Below are 17264 nucleotides of genomic sequence, written 5' to 3'. Positions count from 1 at the left end.
CCACGCTCGATCCTGAGCCAGCGGCGATGCATTCACGCCACATATAGGTGCTGCAACGCACAAAAGAAAAGCCCGGTAGGGCAACCGGGCTTTGAATATTTCTGAACCTTGGAAGGCGCCTTACGGCTTGGCAGCCGGAGCGCCGCCCGTGGCGTTGTGATCGGCCGGAAGCGGCTTCAGGTCAGCGCCGGCGACCTTCTGCAGCTCGGTCATGCTGGAGGTGTTGAGGTCGCGGTTGATGCCGGCTGCCCAGATGTCGGCGGCCTTCATCAGTTCGCGGGTGGCGATCGGACCGTCCTTCAACAGCTTCTTGCCAGCTTCGCTGCCGTAGAACGTCGAAATGGCGTTCAGTTCCTCAACGGAGAAAGCGCGTGCGTAGGTCAGTGCGGCTTCACGCTCCAGATCGGCGCGGCGCGGTGCAAGCTCAAGCGCCTTGGCGTCGACGGTCGCCGTGATCGCGTCCTGAACATTGGGCGAAGCCTGAATGAGTTCGGCCTTCAGACGCTCAGCGAGGCCCGGCAGAATGTCGTCAAAACGGTCGGTGACACCAAGGGAGGTGATGGCCTTGCGTGCGGCAGCAATATGCGCTTCGGAAATTTCCTGGGCGCGTGCGGCAGTACCGAACACGATGCCGGAAATAAGGATCGAAGCAGCGGCAGCTTTGCCCAGTCCCGCTAGTTTGATCATGAAAATCTCGCTCCTGTTATACTGCCTGCATCACGCGGGCGCCTTCAGGACCCGCGATAATGGCAAGCGATGCCAAATTAATGAAAAGTCCGTGCTCAACGACACCGGGAATCGTGTGCAGATCGCGTGCTAGCGCTTCTGCATCAGGAATACGGCCAAAAGATGCGTCGAGAATGAGGTGTCCGCCGTCCGTCATGAAGGCGCCGTCGCCGGAAGAGCGAAGCTTCAGATCACCCGACAGGCCGGACCGCGATGCCAGCTTTTCGATGGAGATGCGGGTTGCGACCTGGCCAAACGGATTGATTTCGATCGGCAGGGGAAAGGCACCGAGGGTCTCGACGACCTTGGTCTGATCGGCAATCACGATCATGCGCGCCGAAGCCGCCGCCACGATTTTCTCGCGCAGCAGCGCGCCGCCACCGCCCTTGACGAGCCGCAGGGCATGATCGACCTCATCCGCACCATCAATAGTCAGATCAAGTTCCGGCAATTCATCGAGTGATTTCAAGGGCACACCAAGCTCGACGCACAGGCGCGCGGTGCGCTCTGATGTCGGCACCCCCTCAACCTTGAGGCCGGCAGCAACCTTTTCCGCCAGAAGCCGGACGAATTCCTCGGCCGTCGAACCCGTGCCGATCCCAAGTCGCATTCCGTCCTGCACGTGGGACAGTGCGGCCTCGGCGGCCTTGATCTTCATCTGGCGGGCATCCATGTGCCTGAAACTCCGGTAGCTTTGTTGTCGCCGTGCTGTTTACACGGGTCGAAAGCCAAACGAAAGCCTTTTTCAAGGCAACGAACAGAACGTTGCGATGCGGTTGCAAAGACAGGTGGCTTTGCCTAGGCTTGGCGCGAATGACAGAATGAATAGCTCAGCCCCGCATTCCCCAAGAGGCCGTTTCCGTGACATCCCGCCCGCTCTCCCCGCTCGCCATTTTTGATCTCGACGGTACGCTGGTCGATACCGCCGCCGATCTTATTGCCAGCCTCAACCACACGATTGCCATCGCAGGACTTGCGCCGGTCACTTATGAGGACATCACTCATCTCGTCGGCCAAGGTGCACGCGTAACCATCAAGCGCGCCTTCGCGCTACGGGAAAAGGAACTGCCCGAAGCAGAGGTGGAACCGCTCTACGAACGGCTGATAGAGCATTACCGCGCGGAGATGCCAGGAAAGAGCCGCCCGTACCCGGGTATCGTGAATGCGCTGGATAAGCTCTCCGCGGCCGGGTTCGCGCTCGCCGTCTGCACCAACAAGACCGAAATCCTTGCCCGCCCGCTTCTCGAAGAACTTAATCTTATGAAGTACTTCGCCGCGCTTACCTGTGGCGACACGTTCGAATTCCGTAAGCCGGATGCGCGCCACATTCTCGGCACCATAGAGAAAGCCGGCGGCGACCCGGATCGCACGATCATGGTCGGTGACAGCATCAATGATATCCTTGCCGCGAAAAACGCCAACGTGCCCTCCATCGGCGTCACCTTCGGCTATACCGACGTGCCGATGGCCGACCTTAAGCCAGATGTCGTGATCGATGATTTCGCAGCGCTGACGCCCGATCTGGTTGGCCGATTGCTCGCGGGGCGCGATGCGGCGGCATAAAGCGAGCCGAAATCCGTAGTGCGCGATGGTCGATCATAATTTCCTCTTCCCCCGAACCGCCGTCAGCATAATCGCCCTCGGTGATTCCGGCGAAGCTCTGCTTTTGAGGGCAATGCTGGAAAGCCTCGGCGCGTCGGTGCGGTTGCATCTTCCCGGCACGCCGGAAGATATTCTGGTGTGCCTGAAACAAGGCGATCACCCGCCGCCCTATCTCATCATCAGCGGCCATGGCGATGAAAACGGCCTTGTGGTCGGTGAATTCAACCAGGACGTTACCCGGATGAAATTGAAGAACGGCAGCATGCCCGCCGAGACGCTCGCCGGAAACGTCGATCTGCCGGAGACCGTCATTTTCAGCACGGCGTGCTGCACGGGTTCCGATGTTTTCGCCAAAACATTCATCGAAGGCGGCGCAAAAGCCTATATCGCCTCGCCTGGCTATCCTGACGGCGCGGCGACACCTCTTTTCGTTCATCTGTTTTTCTACGAGTTGCTCGTTCGCAAATCGTCGTTGGAGGAAGCACTCCTGAGCGCCAACATACTTGATAGCGACGGCGACCTGGAATTTAGGCTCTTCAAGGCATAGACGGCAAAGAGTGTCGGGTCGAAACAAAAAAGCGCCGTTTCCGGCGCTTTTTTCTCGGTGCGATCTATCAGATCGAGCTGGCCCTTGCCTTCGTCGTCACGGCAAAGGCTTTCTGCACGTAGCTGTCGCGATCATACACATCGTCGAAAAACTGCACCTTGCCGTCCTTGTCAGGCCAGGCGGTGAAGTAGGACACATAGACCGGGATTTTTACGGGCACCTGAACGGCGCGGTTCTTGCCGGAGGCGATCTGTTCGTTGACCTTGTCGATGGTGGTGCCGAGAACGGCAGCCGCCATACGGCGCGGCTCCACCAGACGGATACAGCCGTGGCTCAGTGCGCGCATGTCGCGGTTGAAGAAGCTCTTGGCCGGCGTGTCATGCATGTAGATGGCATGCGCGTTCGGGAAGAGGATTTTCAGGTCGCCCAGCGCATTGTCGCTGCTCGGCGGCTGGCGCACGGAAACGGCGTTGGTCGAGCCATACCAGTTGACGCTGGAGGACGACACGGCGCGGCCGTTCACCTGCACTTCGTAACCCAGCCGGTCGAGATAGGACGGGTCGCGGCGCAGCTTCGGCAGCATTTCGTTGATGATGATCGACTGCGGCACGCCCCAATAGGGATTAAACTCGACGGTCTGAATCTCGTCCTGGAAGAAATAGGTCTGGTTGGCCTTGGAGCCGACCACGACCTTCATGCCGAACTGTTCGACACCCTCATTGTGATAATAGGCCATGAAGGCGGGCTGGTTGATGAACACATAACGCTGGCCGAGATCGGCCGGCAGCCAGCGGATCTGCTCCATCGCCACCTGTACCTTGGCGATCTTGGCATCGTTGCTTTCGCCAACCATCGCGCGAACCGTTGCGCGACCGATCACGCCGTCGGCCTTCAGGCCATTTTCGCTCTGGAACGCCTTCACGAGGTCAACGAGATCGGGTGTGTATTCCGGCGTCTGCTGGTAGGCGGCGATGATCGCCGCATGCTCTGTCTTGAAGGCAGGCGATGCGCGATGTTCGATTGCTTTCACCACACTCGCCATATCGGCGCTGCTGTTGCCGGGCTTCAGCACCAGATCGGCGGGAACGCGCACGGCATGGGCAGCATCGCCCTCGCCACGCAGACGCGCAAGCTCTGCCTTCAGCGCCTGATATTCGGCGCTGGAGGGCTCGCGGCTGCGCAGATAGGCGGCCACATCGGGGCTCAGGCCCGCAAGCTTCAGAACGGGAGCGAGGTTCACCGTCTTGCGCTTGAAATCATGGTAGCCGGAAATCCGGTTCGGATCGACGCGACCGCGGGTCGTATCCTGCACATAGGCGAGAACTTTTGCCGAAAGCGCGAGCTCGAACTGCATCTGCGCCCGCTGATAAGCGTCGGAAACAGGCGCCGAGGCCGTCTCCACCGGCGTGCCGTTCGACGTGGCGCCGACGACATTGCTGCTGATGCTTGCGGTCACGTCCTTTGCCGGTGCGGAAATGCTGTAATCGGCAGGATCAAGGCCGCTTTCGCCAACCGTCTCGAGGAAAGCGAGGACGGCATTGGCGCGCTCGGTCAGTTCGCCGCCGGAAACCCACAGCGTCTTGCCGCCGGCGCCGTAATAGGCTTCCAGCGCCTTGGCGATCTCCGGCGTGGCGCTGAACTTCAGGTTGGCAAGGCCTTCGCCGAAATTCGCCGTGTTTACCGCACGGGCCGTATCCGCCTTATAGTCATAATAGCGCGGGCCTGAAACGCGCGGCAGAGGCTCAGGGTCGGAAGCATCCGCGCTCTGCGCAGTACCCGATGCGGAACCGGACGGTGAGGTGACGATACCGGCGGGCGGCAACTCGCCGCGGTCACGCGCGATCTTGCCCGGGCCGCCGCGAAGGAGGTCCATCAGGGTCACCGCCCCGGCACTGCCGGGAAGAGCGGTTGAAACGGAAAGACCGAGAGCCAGCACCAGTGCTGCCGATGATTTTCCAGATGTGACTTGCAATTTGATCCTCGTAGCACCCAGCACCACCGGAAAAACGGCGGGCATCAGTTTCATGCATCTCTAGCCGATCAACGGCCCGTTGAAAAGAAAACGCCCAAAGCCCAAAATCGTGCCGAAATGAACCTCATAATACAGCCGAAGCCATAAAAACGTAATTTCCAGAATTGGCGAGAATGGTTAAATTTCTATTTATTTCATTCACTTTGCTTTGACCCGGACGCCACGGAAGCATGCGGCAAAAGCCCGGCTTCTCGGCCTTTTCAGCACGTAGTAAAAATGCCACGCGGGCGCCTTTTTCTTCTTGCCCCACCGGGCGCACGCCAATCGCTGCAAGCCGAAGGGAAATATCTTCCCGCGCCGCATGACAGCGGCTTTCTTTGCTGCCGCGATGATTCTATATATCGGCCGCGCAAGGCGGGCGAAGGCGCCGTTTTGGCGGAGGAACACGAGTAAAAAGGCAAGATTGATGACAGCCACACGGACGGAAACCGATACATTTGGCCCTATTGACGTTCAGGCCGATCGCTACTGGGGCGCGCAGGCGCAGCGCTCGCTCGGCAACTTCAAGATCGGTTGGGAAAAGCAGCCGGCATCGGTCGTTCGCGCGCTCGGCATCGTCAAACAGGCCGCCGCCCGCGCCAACATGGCGCTTGCCGGCCTCGACCCGAAGATCGGCGAAGCCATCATCGCCGCCTCACAGGAAGTCATCGATGGCAAGCTGACCGAGCACTTCCCGCTGGTCGTCTGGCAGACCGGTTCGGGCACCCAGTCCAACATGAATGCCAACGAGGTGATTTCCAACCGCGCAATCGAGATGCTCGGCGGCGAAATGGGCAGCAAGAAGCCGGTTCATCCCAACGACCACGTCAATATGAGCCAATCCTCGAACGACACCTACCCGACGGCGATGCACATCGCCTGCGTCGAGCAGATCGTTCACCACCTGCTGCCGAGCCTCAGGCACCTGCACAAGGCGCTGGAAGCCAAGGTCAAGCAGTTCGAAAAGATCATCAAGATCGGTCGCACCCACACGCAGGATGCAACGCCGCTGACGCTCGGCCAGGAATTCTCCGGTTACGCGGCGCAGGTCGCCTCCGCCATCGCCAACATCGAAACCACCCTGCCCGCGCTGTCGAAGCTCGCCCAGGGCGGCACGGCCGTCGGCACTGGTCTTAATGCCCCGGTCGGTTTTGCCGAAAAGGTCGCCGAGGAAATCTCTGAGATTACCGGCCTTTCCTTCGTCACCGCACCGAACAAGTTTGAAGCGCTTGCCTCGCACGATTCCATGGTCTTCTCCCATGGTGCGATCAATGCGGCCGCTGCGGCGCTCTTCAAGATCGCCAACGACATCCGCTTCCTCGGCTCCGGCCCGCGCGCCGGTCTCGGCGAACTCTCGCTGCCGGAAAACGAACCCGGCTCGTCGATCATGCCGGGTAAGGTGAACCCGACCCAGTCGGAAGCACTGACGCAGGTTTGCGCCCACATCTTCGGCAACAATGCCGCCCTTTCCTTCGCCGGTTCGCAGGGCCACTTCGAGCTCAACGTCTATAACCCGATGATGGCCTACAACTTCCTGCAGTCCGTCCAGCTTCTCGGCGACGCCGCCGTCTCCTTCACCGATAATTGCGTCGTGGGCATCGAGGCCCGCGAAGACAATATCAAGAAGGGCGTCGAAAACTCTCTGATGCTGGTCACTGCGCTGAACGGCAAGCTCGGTTACGACATCTGCGCCAAAATCGCCAAGACCGCCCACAAGAACGGCACGACGCTGCGCGAAGAAGCCGTTGGTGGCGGATACCTCACCAACGAGGAATTCGACCAGTATGTGCGGCCGGAGAACATGATCGGGCCGAAGTAAGCCTGTCGGGATTTTTTGAAACAAGGAACGGGTCTTCGGGCCCGTTTTTGTGTGTTCAACAAAAGATAAGCCCATTCAGAACGAACCTCAGGTCGGTCATTCGGGGAAGAGTTCTCCGTCATGCCGGACTTGATCCGGCATCCAGCCACCGCGCGTCTGCGCGGTGAAAGAGTCTGTTACGATTAAAGACTTGATCGTACTGGACCCGGGATTTAGTCCGGGGTGACGGAGGAAAAGTCTAGACCTCCCCAAACAAAAAAGGGCCGCTTTCGCGACCCTCTTCGTAATCCTTCAAACCGTCAAACCAGCCGGCTCTGCTCCACCGCCGCTTCAATGAAGCTGGCGAAAAGCGGATGCGGGTCGAGCGGGCGGCTCTTGAGTTCCGGGTGATACTGAACGCCAATGAACCAGGGATGGTCAGGATATTCCACCGTTTCCGGAAGCACACCATCCGGAGACATGCCCGAGAAGACCAAGCCGCAATTCTCCAGCCGGTCCTTGTAGTCCACATTCACCTCGTAGCGGTGACGGTGGCGCTCGGAAATATCCGTGGAGCCGTAAATCTCGGCGATCTTGGTATCTTTCTTCAGCGCCGCCTTGTAGGCGCCGAGGCGCATCGTGCCGCCGAGATCGCCCTTGGAGGAACGCTTTTCGAGCTCGTTGCCCTTCACCCATTCGGTCATCAGACCAACAACGGGCTCGGCAGTCGGGCCGAATTCGGTGGAGGAGGCATTTTCGATGCCGGCCAGGTGACGCGCCGCTTCCACGACCGCCATCTGCATGCCGAAGCAGATGCCGAAATACGGCACGTTCCGCTCACGCGCAAACTGCGCCGCCATGATCTTGCCTTCAGAACCGCGCTCGCCGAAACCACCCGGCACCAGAATGCCGTTGACCTTTTCAAGGTATGGCGTCGGATCTTCCTTTTCGAAGACTTCCGACTCGATCCACTCGAGCTTGACCTTGACGCGGTTGGCAAAGCCGCCGTGATGCAGCGCCTCGATCAGCGACTTATACGCGTCCTTGAGGCCGGTATATTTGCCGACGATCGCAATCGTCACTTCGCCTTCCGGCGTGCGGATACGGTTGCAGACCTCTTCCCACTGTTCCAGACGCGGCTTCGGCGCTGGCTCGATGCCGAACGCGGCCAGCACTTCCGAATCGAGGCCTTCCTTGTGGTAGGCAATCGGAACGTCGTAGATATTCGCCACATCCAGCGCCTGGATGACGGCGGAAGGACGCACGTTGCAGAACAGCGAAAGCTTGCGGCGTTCCGCTTCCGGGATTTCCCGGTCGGCGCGCACCAAGAGGATGTCTGGGTGAATACCGAGCGCCTGCAGTTCCTTCACGGAATGCTGGGTCGGCTTGGTCTTCAATTCGCCAGCCGCCGGAATGTAGGGCATCAGCGTCAGGTGAAGATAGATCGCGGTTCCGCGCGGCAGGTCGTTGCCGAGCTGACGGATCGCTTCCATGAACGGCATCGCCTCGATGTCACCCACCGTGCCACCGATCTCGCAGATGACGAAGTCGTAATCGTCATTGCCTTCGATCACGAAATCCTTGATCTCGTTGGTGACATGCGGAATGACCTGAACCGTTGCGCCGAGATAATCGCCGCGCCGTTCCTTGTCGATGATGTTCTTGTAGATGCGACCGGTCGTGATGTTGTCGGTCTTGGTGGCCGAACGCCCGGTAAAGCGTTCATAGTGGCCAAGGTCGAGGTCCGTCTCGGCACCGTCGTCAGTCACGAACACTTCGCCGTGCTGTGTCGGACTCATGGTGCCGGGGTCAACGTTCAGATAGGGGTCGAGTTTGCGAAGCCGCACCCGATAACCACGGGATTGCAGCAAAGCTCCGAGTGCAGCAGCTGCGATGCCCTTACCGAGAGAGGAGACCACGCCGCCTGTGATGAATACATATCGCGCCATGGGATTCACCGGATACCTTTTTACCTCTGATTCCGCCAGCCCAAATTTCATGATGTTGCAAATTCGCTGTTGACGAATTCACAGTTCAACTGGCCGGAATGCGAACAAAAGAAAACCGGCAGGCATTACAGCGCCGCGCGTCATAGACGCGCAAAGGACGCTGTAACGCTTCCAGGTCGGCGCATAGGCCTTTCTTTAAATCATGAATGATTTCAAGGGCTATGCGCTGGCCTGCCGGAGCGTTAAATCAAAACCGGGCTTATTGACCGGTCGGAACTGCGTTCGGATCGGCGGGCTGCGCCGGGGCCGGAGCGGCGGTACCGGAAGCGGCCGGAGCCGGTGTCGTCTGTGCGGGTGCGTTCTGGGCCGGTGCAGCAGCACCGCTATTGGTCGGCACGCCATTTTCAGCCGGAGCCGGGGTTGCCGGTGCCGTGGTCGACGGGCCAAGCGTATCCAGAATGCCGTTACCCTGCCCCTGCGTGGCCGGGATACGATCGAGAATATCGGTCGGGCGCGATTCGTACCGGGTCATGAGACCAAGGCCGAGCGATGTCAGAAAGAACAGCGCGGCGAGGATGCCAGTGGTGCGGGTCAGCGCATTGGCCGTTCCGCGCGCGGACATGAAGCCCGAACCGCCGCCGATGCCGAGGCCGCCGCCTTCGGAACGCTGGATCAGGACCACGCCGACAAGCGCCAGCACGATCATGAGGTGAATTACAATCAAAACGGTCTGCATGACAATCCATTCCATGCCCCGCGCGGAGCACCATAAAGAAGGTTTTGCGGCTCTTTACATGAGGCGAAGGTTTATTCCAAGCCCCTTTCCCGATACTCTTTCAGGAAAGCCTCATTCAGGCCGTCAGTCGCTCATATGCCGCATAGATGGACAGGAAGTCAGACGCTTTCAAGCTCGCGCCACCAATCAGCGCGCCATCCACGTTCTCCACGCCCATCAGCTCCAGCGCATTGGTGGGCTTTACCGAGCCGCCATAAAGAATGCGCATTGTCTTGCCGGCATCGCCGAAGCGCTTGACGAGCTCGTCGCGCATGAAGGCATGGGCCTCGCGCACATCTTGCGTGGTGGGGGTAAGACCGGTGCCGATCGCCCAGACGGGTTCATAAGCGATAACGGTATTTTCCGCGGTCGCCTCATCCGGCAGTGAGCCGGCAAGCTGGCGCTTCAGGATATCGAGCGTCTGGCCCGCCTTGCGCTCATCCGCCGTTTCGCCAATGCAGACGATGGCGATGAGATCGGCCGCATGGGCGGCGGATGCCTTGGCGCGTACCAGATGGTCGGTCTCGGCATGGTCGGTGCGGCGCTCGGAATGGCCAACGATGACATGGGTACCGAAGCAGTCGGCAATCATTTCGGCGGAGATATCGCCGGTATGGGCGCCGGAGGCATTCTGGTGGCAATCCTGCGCGCCGATCATCAACGGGCTGTCATCACAGAGCGCGGTCGCGACATAAAGCAGTGTGGAAGGCGGGCAGATCAGCGCATCCACCTTTTCGGACAGCGCGCCCTTGACGCCCTCTGCCATGGCCTTGATCTGATCGAGCGAGGCACGCGTGCCGTTCATCTTCCAGTTTCCGGCAACAAGCGGTCGAACATTCGGCGTCATGCGTATCCCATTCCCTTTGTCTAGGAGCGCCGCTTGAGGCACCCCATCCCTCGGCCGCAGCCGGCCCTTGATCAAGACAGAAGCTCTGCCTGAATTTCCCGGATATTCCTTTAACCGCAGCCGGCGGCAATTGGTACAAAAAAGCGGTCCAAGGGTTAAAGCCAGCGACAAATCCCGGAAAATTTGTCGTTACTGACTTAGAACCGGCCCACTATCGGCTCAAAATCCAGTTCAAAACCGCCCGCCAGTCGGTCATTCGCACCGGCGTGCCGTGGCTGCCGGTCTCATAGCGCGTGAACCGCGCGGGCTCCCCAGCCTTCAACAACGTGCGGAAGATCGTCGCCTGTTGATCGGCGGAATAGACCTTGTCGGCGCTGCCGTGGGTAAACCAGACCGGCTTCTTCTCTTTCGCAAAGGCGCTTTTCGGAAAATCGGGATCGACCGCACCGCCGAGGATCGCCATGCCTTTGAGATTGGCGACGGCTCCCTTGTCGCGGCTAATGCCATAGCAGATGAAACTGCCCATCGACGCGCAGGTGAGCACGACAGGCTTTCCACCGGATTTTCTGGCCGCATCGGCAATCAGCGCCGCGACATCGGCAACGCCGTTCTCATCGAAGGAACGAACGCTCGGCACGTAATAGGTACCGCTATTGGCGACGGCCAGATTTTTCAGCCGGTTGAAATTACCGCCAAACGTATAGTCGTTCATGCCAAGCCGCCGGTCACCGCCGCGTCCATGGATGAAGATGACGGTGAAGGCCTGCCCGCTGGCCGGTCCGACGCGGCCGACCTCAAGCGCCCTGCCCTCAGCGGACACGGTTTCCAGCGCCTGCACCTTCTTCGGCGCCATATCCACATATTGCCGCTTCACCCGGCGCTCCGGCACCTCGTCGCGGCCGTTGATATCGCGCATCTCCTGATAGTCGATGACCTCGGACGCGCCGTCGTCACCGGTGGAAAGCACCGTCTGCGCCGAAAACAACTCGTCCTTGAAAGGCCGTAGCGGCCCGTCGGCCGCGAAGGCTGAGACGGGCATGGCCGCAACAGTGAGGCTGAAAAGAGTACAAAACGTGAAATGAGCTGTGGACATGCCTTGGCTAACCGTTCATTCGTGGCTGCGAGACTTGCCATCGCAAGGTCCGCAGCGCAATCCTCCTGTTGCGAAACCCTGACACAATCGTGGCATAGGATGCGCCGCGCTCGCCCAGGCGGACCCCGGTTCAATCGGACGGGAACCGCATTTGGCGTTATGATTGACGCTGATGGCATAATGATTCGCATGGCGAAATTCTGACACACGCTTTTGAACTTTGGACATGATGGACGACAGCAACGATCTTTTCTCCGGTCTTCCGGCAGCACGAAACAGCGACACGGACACGAACGAGGACGCGGCGAAACCCGCGAAGGCCCCGGCGACCGCTGCTGCCAATGTGAACGTGCAGCCAAAACCCGCAGCCGTTGCCCCCATCGCTTCGTCCGCTCCGCCGCCGCCTGTGTCTCCCACCGGTGACGACTACGGCGCCTCTTCCATTCGCGTCCTCGAAGGCCTCGAGCCGGTGCGCATGCGCCCCGGCATGTATATTGGCGGTACGGACGAAAAGGCGCTGCATCATCTCTTTGCCGAAGTCATCGACAACTCCATGGACGAGGCCGTTGCCGGTCACGCCAATTTCATCGAGGTCCATCTCGATGTCGAAGGTTTCCTGACGGTAACGGATAACGGCCGTGGCATCCCGGTGGAGAACCACCCGCAGGTCCCCGGCAAGTCCACGCTCGAAGTCATCATGACCAAGCTGCATGCTGGCGGCAAATTCGACGGCAAGGCTTACGAGACCTCTGGCGGCCTGCACGGCGTCGGCGTCTCCGTGGTCAATGCGCTGTCCGACCTGCTCGAAGTTGAAGTGGCGCGGAACCGCAAGCTTTACCGCCAGCGCTTTTCGCGCGGCCTGCCGATCGGCCCGCTGGAAGAGCTGGGAGATGTGCATAACCGCCGCGGCACCCGTGTGCGTTTCCATCCCGATCCACAGATCTTCGGTGATCACGCAAAATTCGAGGCGGCCCGCATTTTCCGCATGGCTCGCTCCAAGGCTTACCTCTTCGGCGGCGTTGAAATCCGCTGGAGCTGCGATCCCGGTCTTGTACCCGCCGGTGGCGAAATACCGGAAAAGGCCGTGTTCCACTTCCCCGGCGGCCTCAAGGATTACCTCGCAGCCACGCTCGGCAAGGAATTCACCGTCACCCGCGAGATTTTCTCCGGGCGAACCGAAAAGACCGGCGGTCACGGCGCGTTGGAATGGGCAGTCACCTGGTATGGCGGCGACACGCAGATCCACTCCTATTGCAACACCATCCCAACGCCCGAAGGCGGCACGCATGAAGCCGGCCTGCGCATCGCGCTCACCAAGGGCCTGAAGAACTATGCCGACCTGACGCAGAACAAGCGCGCCAAGGACATCACCACCGACGACGTGATGATTTCGGCGGCCGGCATGCTCTCCGTCTTCATCCGCGAGCCGGAATTTGTCGGCCAGACCAAGGACAAGCTCGCCACCGTCGAGGCCCAGCGCATCGTCGAAAACGCCCTGCGCGACCCATTTGACCATTACCTTACCGGCAATCCGGCCGAGGCGGCAAAGCTGCTCGACTGGGTCATCGAGCGCTCGGAAGAGCGCATGCGCCGCCGCAAGGAAAAGGAAGTCAACCGCAAGACCGCCGTGCGGAAGCTGCGCTTGCCGGGCAAACTCGCGGATTGCTCCCAGAACACGGCCGAAGGGGCCGAACTCTTCATCGTCGAGGGTGACTCGGCTGGCGGCTCGGCCAAGCAGGCGCGCAACCGCGCCAATCAGGCCATCCTGCCGCTGCGCGGCAAAATCCTGAACGTCGGCAGCGCCAGCCGCGAAAAACTCTCCGCCAACCAGCAGATCGCCGATCTCATCCAGGCGCTCGGCTGCGGCACCCGCACCAAGTACCGCGAAGAGGACCTGCGGTACGAGCGTATCATCATCATGACCGATGCCGACGTCGACGGCGCCCATATCGCCTCGCTGCTCATCACCTTCTTCTATCAGGAAATGCCGGAACTCATTCGCGGCAACCACCTCTATCTGGCAGTGCCACCACTCTACGTCATCCGCCAGGGCGCCAAGAGCGTCTATGCCCGCGATGACGCGCACCGCGCCGAGCTGATGGAAACCGTCTTCAAGGGCAAAAAGGTCGAAGTCGGCCGCTTCAAAGGCCTCGGCGAAATGATGGCGGCCCAGCTGAAAGAAACGACCATGGATCCAGAAAAGCGCACCCTTCTGCGCGTCGAGATCGATGACGTGGACTTCGAAGGCACCCGCGAAGCTGTCGATAACCTCATGGGCACAAAGGCCGACGCCCGCTTCCGTTTCATTCAGGAACGGGCGGCCTTTGCTGATAATCTGGATATCTGATCCAGAAAGAACTGTAAAAGGCAGCGCCCGGCGCTGTCGTCAGAGGTGATGGGGAGGCGTCATCGTGCGGATCGTGTTGACGGGCAGTTCAGGCCGGGTCGGCCGCGCGATCTTCAGCGCTCTTGCCGGCACGCATGAGGTGATCGGTATCGACCGCTCGCCCTTTTCCACCACTCACTTCGTCGGCGATTTCGCCGACATGGGATTGTTGCGTTCGGCTATGGCGCGGGCGGATGCGGTGATCCATGCGGCGGCGCTCCACGCGCCGCATGTTGGCATCGTCCCCGACGCGGAGTTCCGGCGCATCAATGTCGAAGGCACCCGCATGCTGGCGGCAGCGGCGGTGGAAGCAGGCGTACAACGGTTGGTCTTTACCAGCACCACCGCGCTCTATGGCGACGCCGTTTCCGCCGAAACCTGCACCTTCATAAACGAAGACACACCACCCCGGCCAAAGAGCATTTACCACCGCACCAAGCTCGAAGCCGAGCAGGCGCTGGAGGAAATCGCTGGTCCGCATCTCGCCGTACGCGTTCTGCGCATGTCAAGAAGCATCCCGGAGCCTGCCGATGTGATGGCGGCTTACAGGCTGCATCGCGGCGTCGATATCCGCGATGTGGCCGACGCCCATCTATTGGCACTCACCAATGCGGGCGACGATTTCCAGCGCTATATCATATCGGGGGCAACGCCGTTTGCCGCTTGCGATTGCAACGACCTCGCACGCGACGCAGCCTCGATCCTGCGGCAGCGGATGCCTGCCCTCGCCGACGCTTTTGCACAAAGGGGATGGGCGCTGCCTGCAACCATCGACCGCATCTATTCGCCTCTGCAGGCCAGAAAATCGCTCGGCTGGACCTCCCGTTATGGCTTCGAAGAGGTGCTCGCCCAACTTGCCCGCCGCAGTCTGGAGGTGCTGCCTGTGGGTGCGACTATCAACAGGAAATCCGAATAGCGTACCAAGGCACGGCCACCGTGAACGCTTTCCCCCCTCGCGCGTTTTCACTGCGCCTGATACTCTTCGGGCCGGGAGCGATCAAAACAAGTGACTGCATTTACGGTCTTCATCATCATTCTTCTCGTGCTCATCGGGCCCAGCCTGTTTGTCGTCATCGGCAAACAGCGGGAGAAGGCCATTCCGAAACGCCCCTCTACCGCCCTGCCCGTGGCGGAGGAGGAAACGGCGCTGGACCGGCACTGGCAATCGATCAAGAATGGCTGGAACGAAAAGAACGCGCTCTGCCTCCTGCATTCCAATCTCGATGCCTTTGCGGTGCGCGTGGCCTCGGCGCGGGCCGCGGGGCGCAGCCTCGATCTCATGTATTACATGTGGAATGCCGATCTTACCGGACGGCTGATGATGCGGGAGGTGATTGCCGCCGCCGATCGCGGGGTGCGGGTGCGGCTATTGCTCGATGATCTCGGCGTCTCCATGTCGGATCGCATCTTCCACGCCATCGACAGCCACCCCAACATCGAACTTCGCCTGTTCAACCCGACAAGGGCGCGGGAGAACATTCTCTATCGCGGGGTCGAGCTGGTTCTGCGTTTCCGCAGCGTCAACAGGCGGATGCACAACAAGGCATGGATTGCCGACGGGCGCGCAGTCATCGTTGGCGGCCGTAACATTGGCGACGCCTATTTCGATGCCGCCGAGCGGGCGAATTTCCACGATTTCGACATTCTCGGTTTCGGCGACATTGTTGCCGATGCCACCGAAATCTTCGACGATTACTGGAACAGCGCCGTTGCCGTTCCGGTCCGGTCGCTGCTCGCACGCAGGCCTAACAAACTAGCCAAGTTGCGGCGTGAGCTGGACGCCCTGCCAAAGAGCGAGCCAGCAAAACCCTATCTCGAGCGCGTCGAAAGCCAACATGGCCGCGATCATTTCCTGATGTCAGATCGCCTGCACTGGGTCGAGGCGGCAGATGTGCTGGCCGATCCGCCGGAGAAGGCGGCGGGAAAACGCCGCAAAGGTCACAACTTTCTCATGGAGAGCCTGCTGCCGCTGATGCAGGCCGCGAGCGACAGCCTTCACATCACCTCCCCCTATTTCATTCCCGGCAAACAGGGTGTGGGGATATTTTCGGGCCTCGCCGAAAGCGGCGTGTCGGTCGCCATCCTGACCAATTCGCTGGCAGCGACAGATGTGGCCGCCGTGCATGCCGGTTACGCCCGTTACCGCAAACCGCTTCTCACCGCCGGGGTGCGGCTGCACGAATTGCGTGCGCAAGCGGATCAATCAAACTTCACCCTGCGCGGCTCGGGCCAGGCGAGCCTGCATACCAAGGCCTTCACGCGGGATGGAGAGACCGGTTATATCGGTTCGCTCAATTTCGATCCGCGCTCTGCCTCGCTCAATACGGAAATGGGCGTGGTGTTCAACTCCCCCGCCCTCGTTGCCTGCATGGACGAGATTTTCGCCGATGAAATCCGCCGCACGATGAGTTTTGAACTCGAAATCGACAAGGGCAAACACATCGTCTGGGTCACCGAAGAACAGGGGCAATCAAGGACACTCCGTCGCGAACCCGATGCCGCCATCAGCCGGCGGATCGTCGCCGGCATCATGCGCTTCCTGCCGCTGGAATCCCAGCTTTGAAGACGAGCGTCCGGCTCACGCCGCCGGCCGCACCCCTGCCTTTGCCAGCTGTATCTGCACCAGCGTATCCAGGTTCTGGTTGACGCGGCAATAGAACTCTTCGTCGATGAATGGCCGCAGCATGAAATCATTGCCGCCCGCCTTGAGGAAGCGTGCTGAAAGCAGCCGGTTGGTAGAGGAGGACACGCCAATGATGCGCAGCTCGTGCGACCCACGGAAGGTGCGGATGCGCCTCGTCAGCTCGAAGCCGTCAATATCGGGCATGTTGTAGTCGGTCACGACAAGGCCGATATCGGGATTGGCCTTGAGGATATCGAGCGCCTTCGCGCCGCTGTCGGCAAGGCTGACGCGAAAATTATACCGTTTCAGACGGCTTGAAAGCAGCGCCCGCGCGGTTGGACTGTCATCGACAATCAACACGTGATGGCGGTGGTTGGTGAGGAAGCGACAGACGGATTCCGTCAGCATGTCGACGGCGAAAACATTGTCCTTCAGGATGTAATCCACCACATCCTTGGCGATCAGCGTTTCGCGGGTCGCCTCATGGAATGTGCTTGTGAAGACAATGGTCGGGATCGAAAGGTCGATCAGATATTCCAGCGCCTCACCCTTTTCAGCTCCGGGCAGGTTGATGTTGGAAATGGCAAGCGTCACCGGCTCGGACGAATGTTCGTAACAGGCCTGCAACTCTTCGAAAGAGCGACATAGCTCCACGGATACGCCGAGCATCTCGTTCAGCCGCCTGCTGACCATCTGCGTGAACACATTGCTGTCTTCCGCCAGCAAAATCCGGCTATTGGTGAAAGGCACGCCCGAATATTGCATGCCCGTTATGCCCAGGAAATTCATTCTGTCCCGACCCCCATCGAAATGCCAGTGGAACATAGCAGGCTCATTTTTCGGAATGATTAATAGCGGTTTCCCTAAAGCACCAGTTGAGCACATGCTTACCTAAACGGAAATACGG

At 60.0% G+C, this 17264-nt stretch carries 14 protein-coding genes; 6 read left to right on the top strand and 8 right to left on the bottom strand.

What is annotated here, in order from left to right:
* Positions 1–120: 120 nt before the first annotated feature.
* On the bottom strand, positions 121–687 hold the full coding sequence (locus tag AT6N2_RS02720; protein WP_063948910.1) for a DUF2059 domain-containing protein: 567 nt from the start codon (positions 685–687) through the stop codon (positions 121–123).
* 16 nt (positions 688–703) lie between these two features.
* The gene (gene rpiA / locus AT6N2_RS02715) at positions 704–1399 is read right to left on the bottom strand and encodes a ribose-5-phosphate isomerase RpiA (RefSeq protein ID WP_209088278.1); all 696 of its coding nucleotides are present in this window, start codon (positions 1397–1399) and stop codon (positions 704–706) included.
* Positions 1400–1587: 188 nt separating this feature from the next.
* On the opposite strand from rpiA, the gene AT6N2_RS02710 reads away from it, so the two are divergent.
* Together AT6N2_RS02710 and AT6N2_RS02705 are read left to right on the top strand one after the other, a co-directional pair.
* Positions 1588–2289, top strand: coding sequence for an HAD family hydrolase (locus AT6N2_RS02710; protein ID WP_209088275.1), 702 nt, complete (start codon positions 1588–1590; stop codon positions 2287–2289).
* Positions 2290–2314: 25 nt separating this feature from the next.
* Positions 2315–2875 (top strand): hypothetical protein, encoded by a 561-nt coding sequence (locus tag AT6N2_RS02705; RefSeq protein ID WP_209088272.1) that lies wholly within the window; start codon positions 2315–2317, stop codon positions 2873–2875.
* Between the two features lie 67 nt (positions 2876–2942).
* Here AT6N2_RS02705 and AT6N2_RS02700 read toward each other — a convergent pair whose 3' ends face one another.
* Positions 2943–4811 carry a L,D-transpeptidase family protein gene (locus tag AT6N2_RS02700; RefSeq protein WP_209089591.1) on the bottom strand — a complete coding sequence of 623 codons (1869 nt, stop codon included), beginning with the start codon at positions 4809–4811 and terminating at the stop codon, positions 2943–2945.
* Positions 4812–5313: 502 nt separating this feature from the next.
* Here AT6N2_RS02700 and fumC point away from each other — a divergent pair.
* Positions 5314–6705: a class II fumarate hydratase gene (gene fumC / locus AT6N2_RS02695; RefSeq protein ID WP_209088269.1), complete on the top strand. Its 1392-nt coding sequence runs from the start codon at positions 5314–5316 to the stop codon at positions 6703–6705.
* Between the two features lie 299 nt (positions 6706–7004).
* Here the strand turns inward: fumC and AT6N2_RS02690 are convergent, their stop codons facing one another.
* From AT6N2_RS02690 to AT6N2_RS02675, 4 genes are all read right to left on the bottom strand, one after another.
* Entirely contained in the window at positions 7005–8633 is a 1629-nt protein-coding gene (locus AT6N2_RS02690) for a CTP synthase (protein ID WP_063949116.1), read from the bottom strand.
* 259 nt (positions 8634–8892) lie between these two features.
* The gene (secG, locus tag AT6N2_RS02685; RefSeq protein ID WP_144574141.1) at positions 8893–9369 is read right to left on the bottom strand and encodes a preprotein translocase subunit SecG; all 477 of its coding nucleotides are present in this window, start codon (positions 9367–9369) and stop codon (positions 8893–8895) included.
* Between the two features lie 115 nt (positions 9370–9484).
* Positions 9485–10255, bottom strand: a complete 771-nt coding sequence (tpiA, locus tag AT6N2_RS02680; protein ID WP_063948907.1) for a triose-phosphate isomerase — start codon at positions 10253–10255, stop codon at positions 9485–9487.
* A gap of 211 nt (positions 10256–10466) precedes the next feature.
* Positions 10467–11348 carry an alpha/beta fold hydrolase gene (locus AT6N2_RS02675; RefSeq protein ID WP_209088266.1) on the bottom strand — a complete coding sequence of 294 codons (882 nt, stop codon included), beginning with the start codon at positions 11346–11348 and terminating at the stop codon, positions 10467–10469.
* Between the two features lie 226 nt (positions 11349–11574).
* On the opposite strand from AT6N2_RS02675, the gene parE reads away from it, so the two are divergent.
* From parE to AT6N2_RS02660, 3 genes are all read left to right on the top strand, one after another.
* Positions 11575–13695: a DNA topoisomerase IV subunit B gene (parE, locus tag AT6N2_RS02670; protein ID WP_209088263.1), complete on the top strand. Its 2121-nt coding sequence runs from the start codon at positions 11575–11577 to the stop codon at positions 13693–13695.
* A 64-nt stretch (positions 13696–13759) separates the two neighbouring features.
* Positions 13760–14650: an NAD-dependent epimerase/dehydratase family protein gene (locus AT6N2_RS02665; protein WP_209088261.1), complete on the top strand. Its 891-nt coding sequence runs from the start codon at positions 13760–13762 to the stop codon at positions 14648–14650.
* A gap of 90 nt (positions 14651–14740) precedes the next feature.
* The gene (locus tag AT6N2_RS02660) at positions 14741–16297 is read left to right on the top strand and encodes a phospholipase D family protein (protein WP_209088258.1); all 1557 of its coding nucleotides are present in this window, start codon (positions 14741–14743) and stop codon (positions 16295–16297) included.
* Between the two features lie 15 nt (positions 16298–16312).
* Here AT6N2_RS02660 and AT6N2_RS02655 read toward each other — a convergent pair whose 3' ends face one another.
* The gene (locus AT6N2_RS02655) at positions 16313–17146 is read right to left on the bottom strand and encodes a response regulator (RefSeq protein WP_063949114.1); all 834 of its coding nucleotides are present in this window, start codon (positions 17144–17146) and stop codon (positions 16313–16315) included.
* Between the last annotated feature and the right edge of the window lie 118 nt (positions 17147–17264).

It is taken from the genome of Agrobacterium tumefaciens, assembly GCF_017726655.1.
In the GTDB taxonomy this organism is placed as follows: Bacteria; Pseudomonadota; Alphaproteobacteria; order Rhizobiales; family Rhizobiaceae; genus Agrobacterium; species Agrobacterium tumefaciens_B.
Note: the sequence above shows the minus strand (reverse complement) of the source record. Positions and strands in the feature narration are given on the sequence as shown.

What these genes read in the sequence shown, in the direction of transcription:
- AT6N2_RS02720 (WP_063948910.1), bottom strand. Translation starts at nt 687, where the DNA reads ATGATCAAACTAGCGGGACTGGGCAAAGCTGCCGCTGCTTCGATCCTT.
- rpiA (WP_209088278.1), bottom strand. Translation starts at nt 1,399, where the DNA reads ATGGATGCCCGCCAGATGAAGATCAAGGCCGCCGAGGCCGCACTGTCC.
- AT6N2_RS02705 (WP_209088272.1), top strand. Translation starts at nt 2,315, where the DNA reads ATGGTCGATCATAATTTCCTCTTCCCCCGAACCGCCGTCAGCATAATC.
- fumC (WP_209088269.1), top strand. Translation starts at nt 5,314, where the DNA reads ATGACAGCCACACGGACGGAAACCGATACATTTGGCCCTATTGACGTT.
- AT6N2_RS02690 (WP_063949116.1), bottom strand. Translation starts at nt 8,633, where the DNA reads ATGGCGCGATATGTATTCATCACAGGCGGCGTGGTCTCCTCTCTCGGT.
- secG (WP_144574141.1), bottom strand. Translation starts at nt 9,369, where the DNA reads ATGCAGACCGTTTTGATTGTAATTCACCTCATGATCGTGCTGGCGCTT.
- tpiA (WP_063948907.1), bottom strand. Translation starts at nt 10,255, where the DNA reads ATGACGCCGAATGTTCGACCGCTTGTTGCCGGAAACTGGAAGATGAAC.
- AT6N2_RS02675 (WP_209088266.1), bottom strand. Translation starts at nt 11,348, where the DNA reads ATGTCCACAGCTCATTTCACGTTTTGTACTCTTTTCAGCCTCACTGTT.
- parE (WP_209088263.1), top strand. Translation starts at nt 11,575, where the DNA reads ATGATGGACGACAGCAACGATCTTTTCTCCGGTCTTCCGGCAGCACGA.
- AT6N2_RS02655 (WP_063949114.1), bottom strand. Translation starts at nt 17,146, where the DNA reads ATGAATTTCCTGGGCATAACGGGCATGCAATATTCGGGCGTGCCTTTC.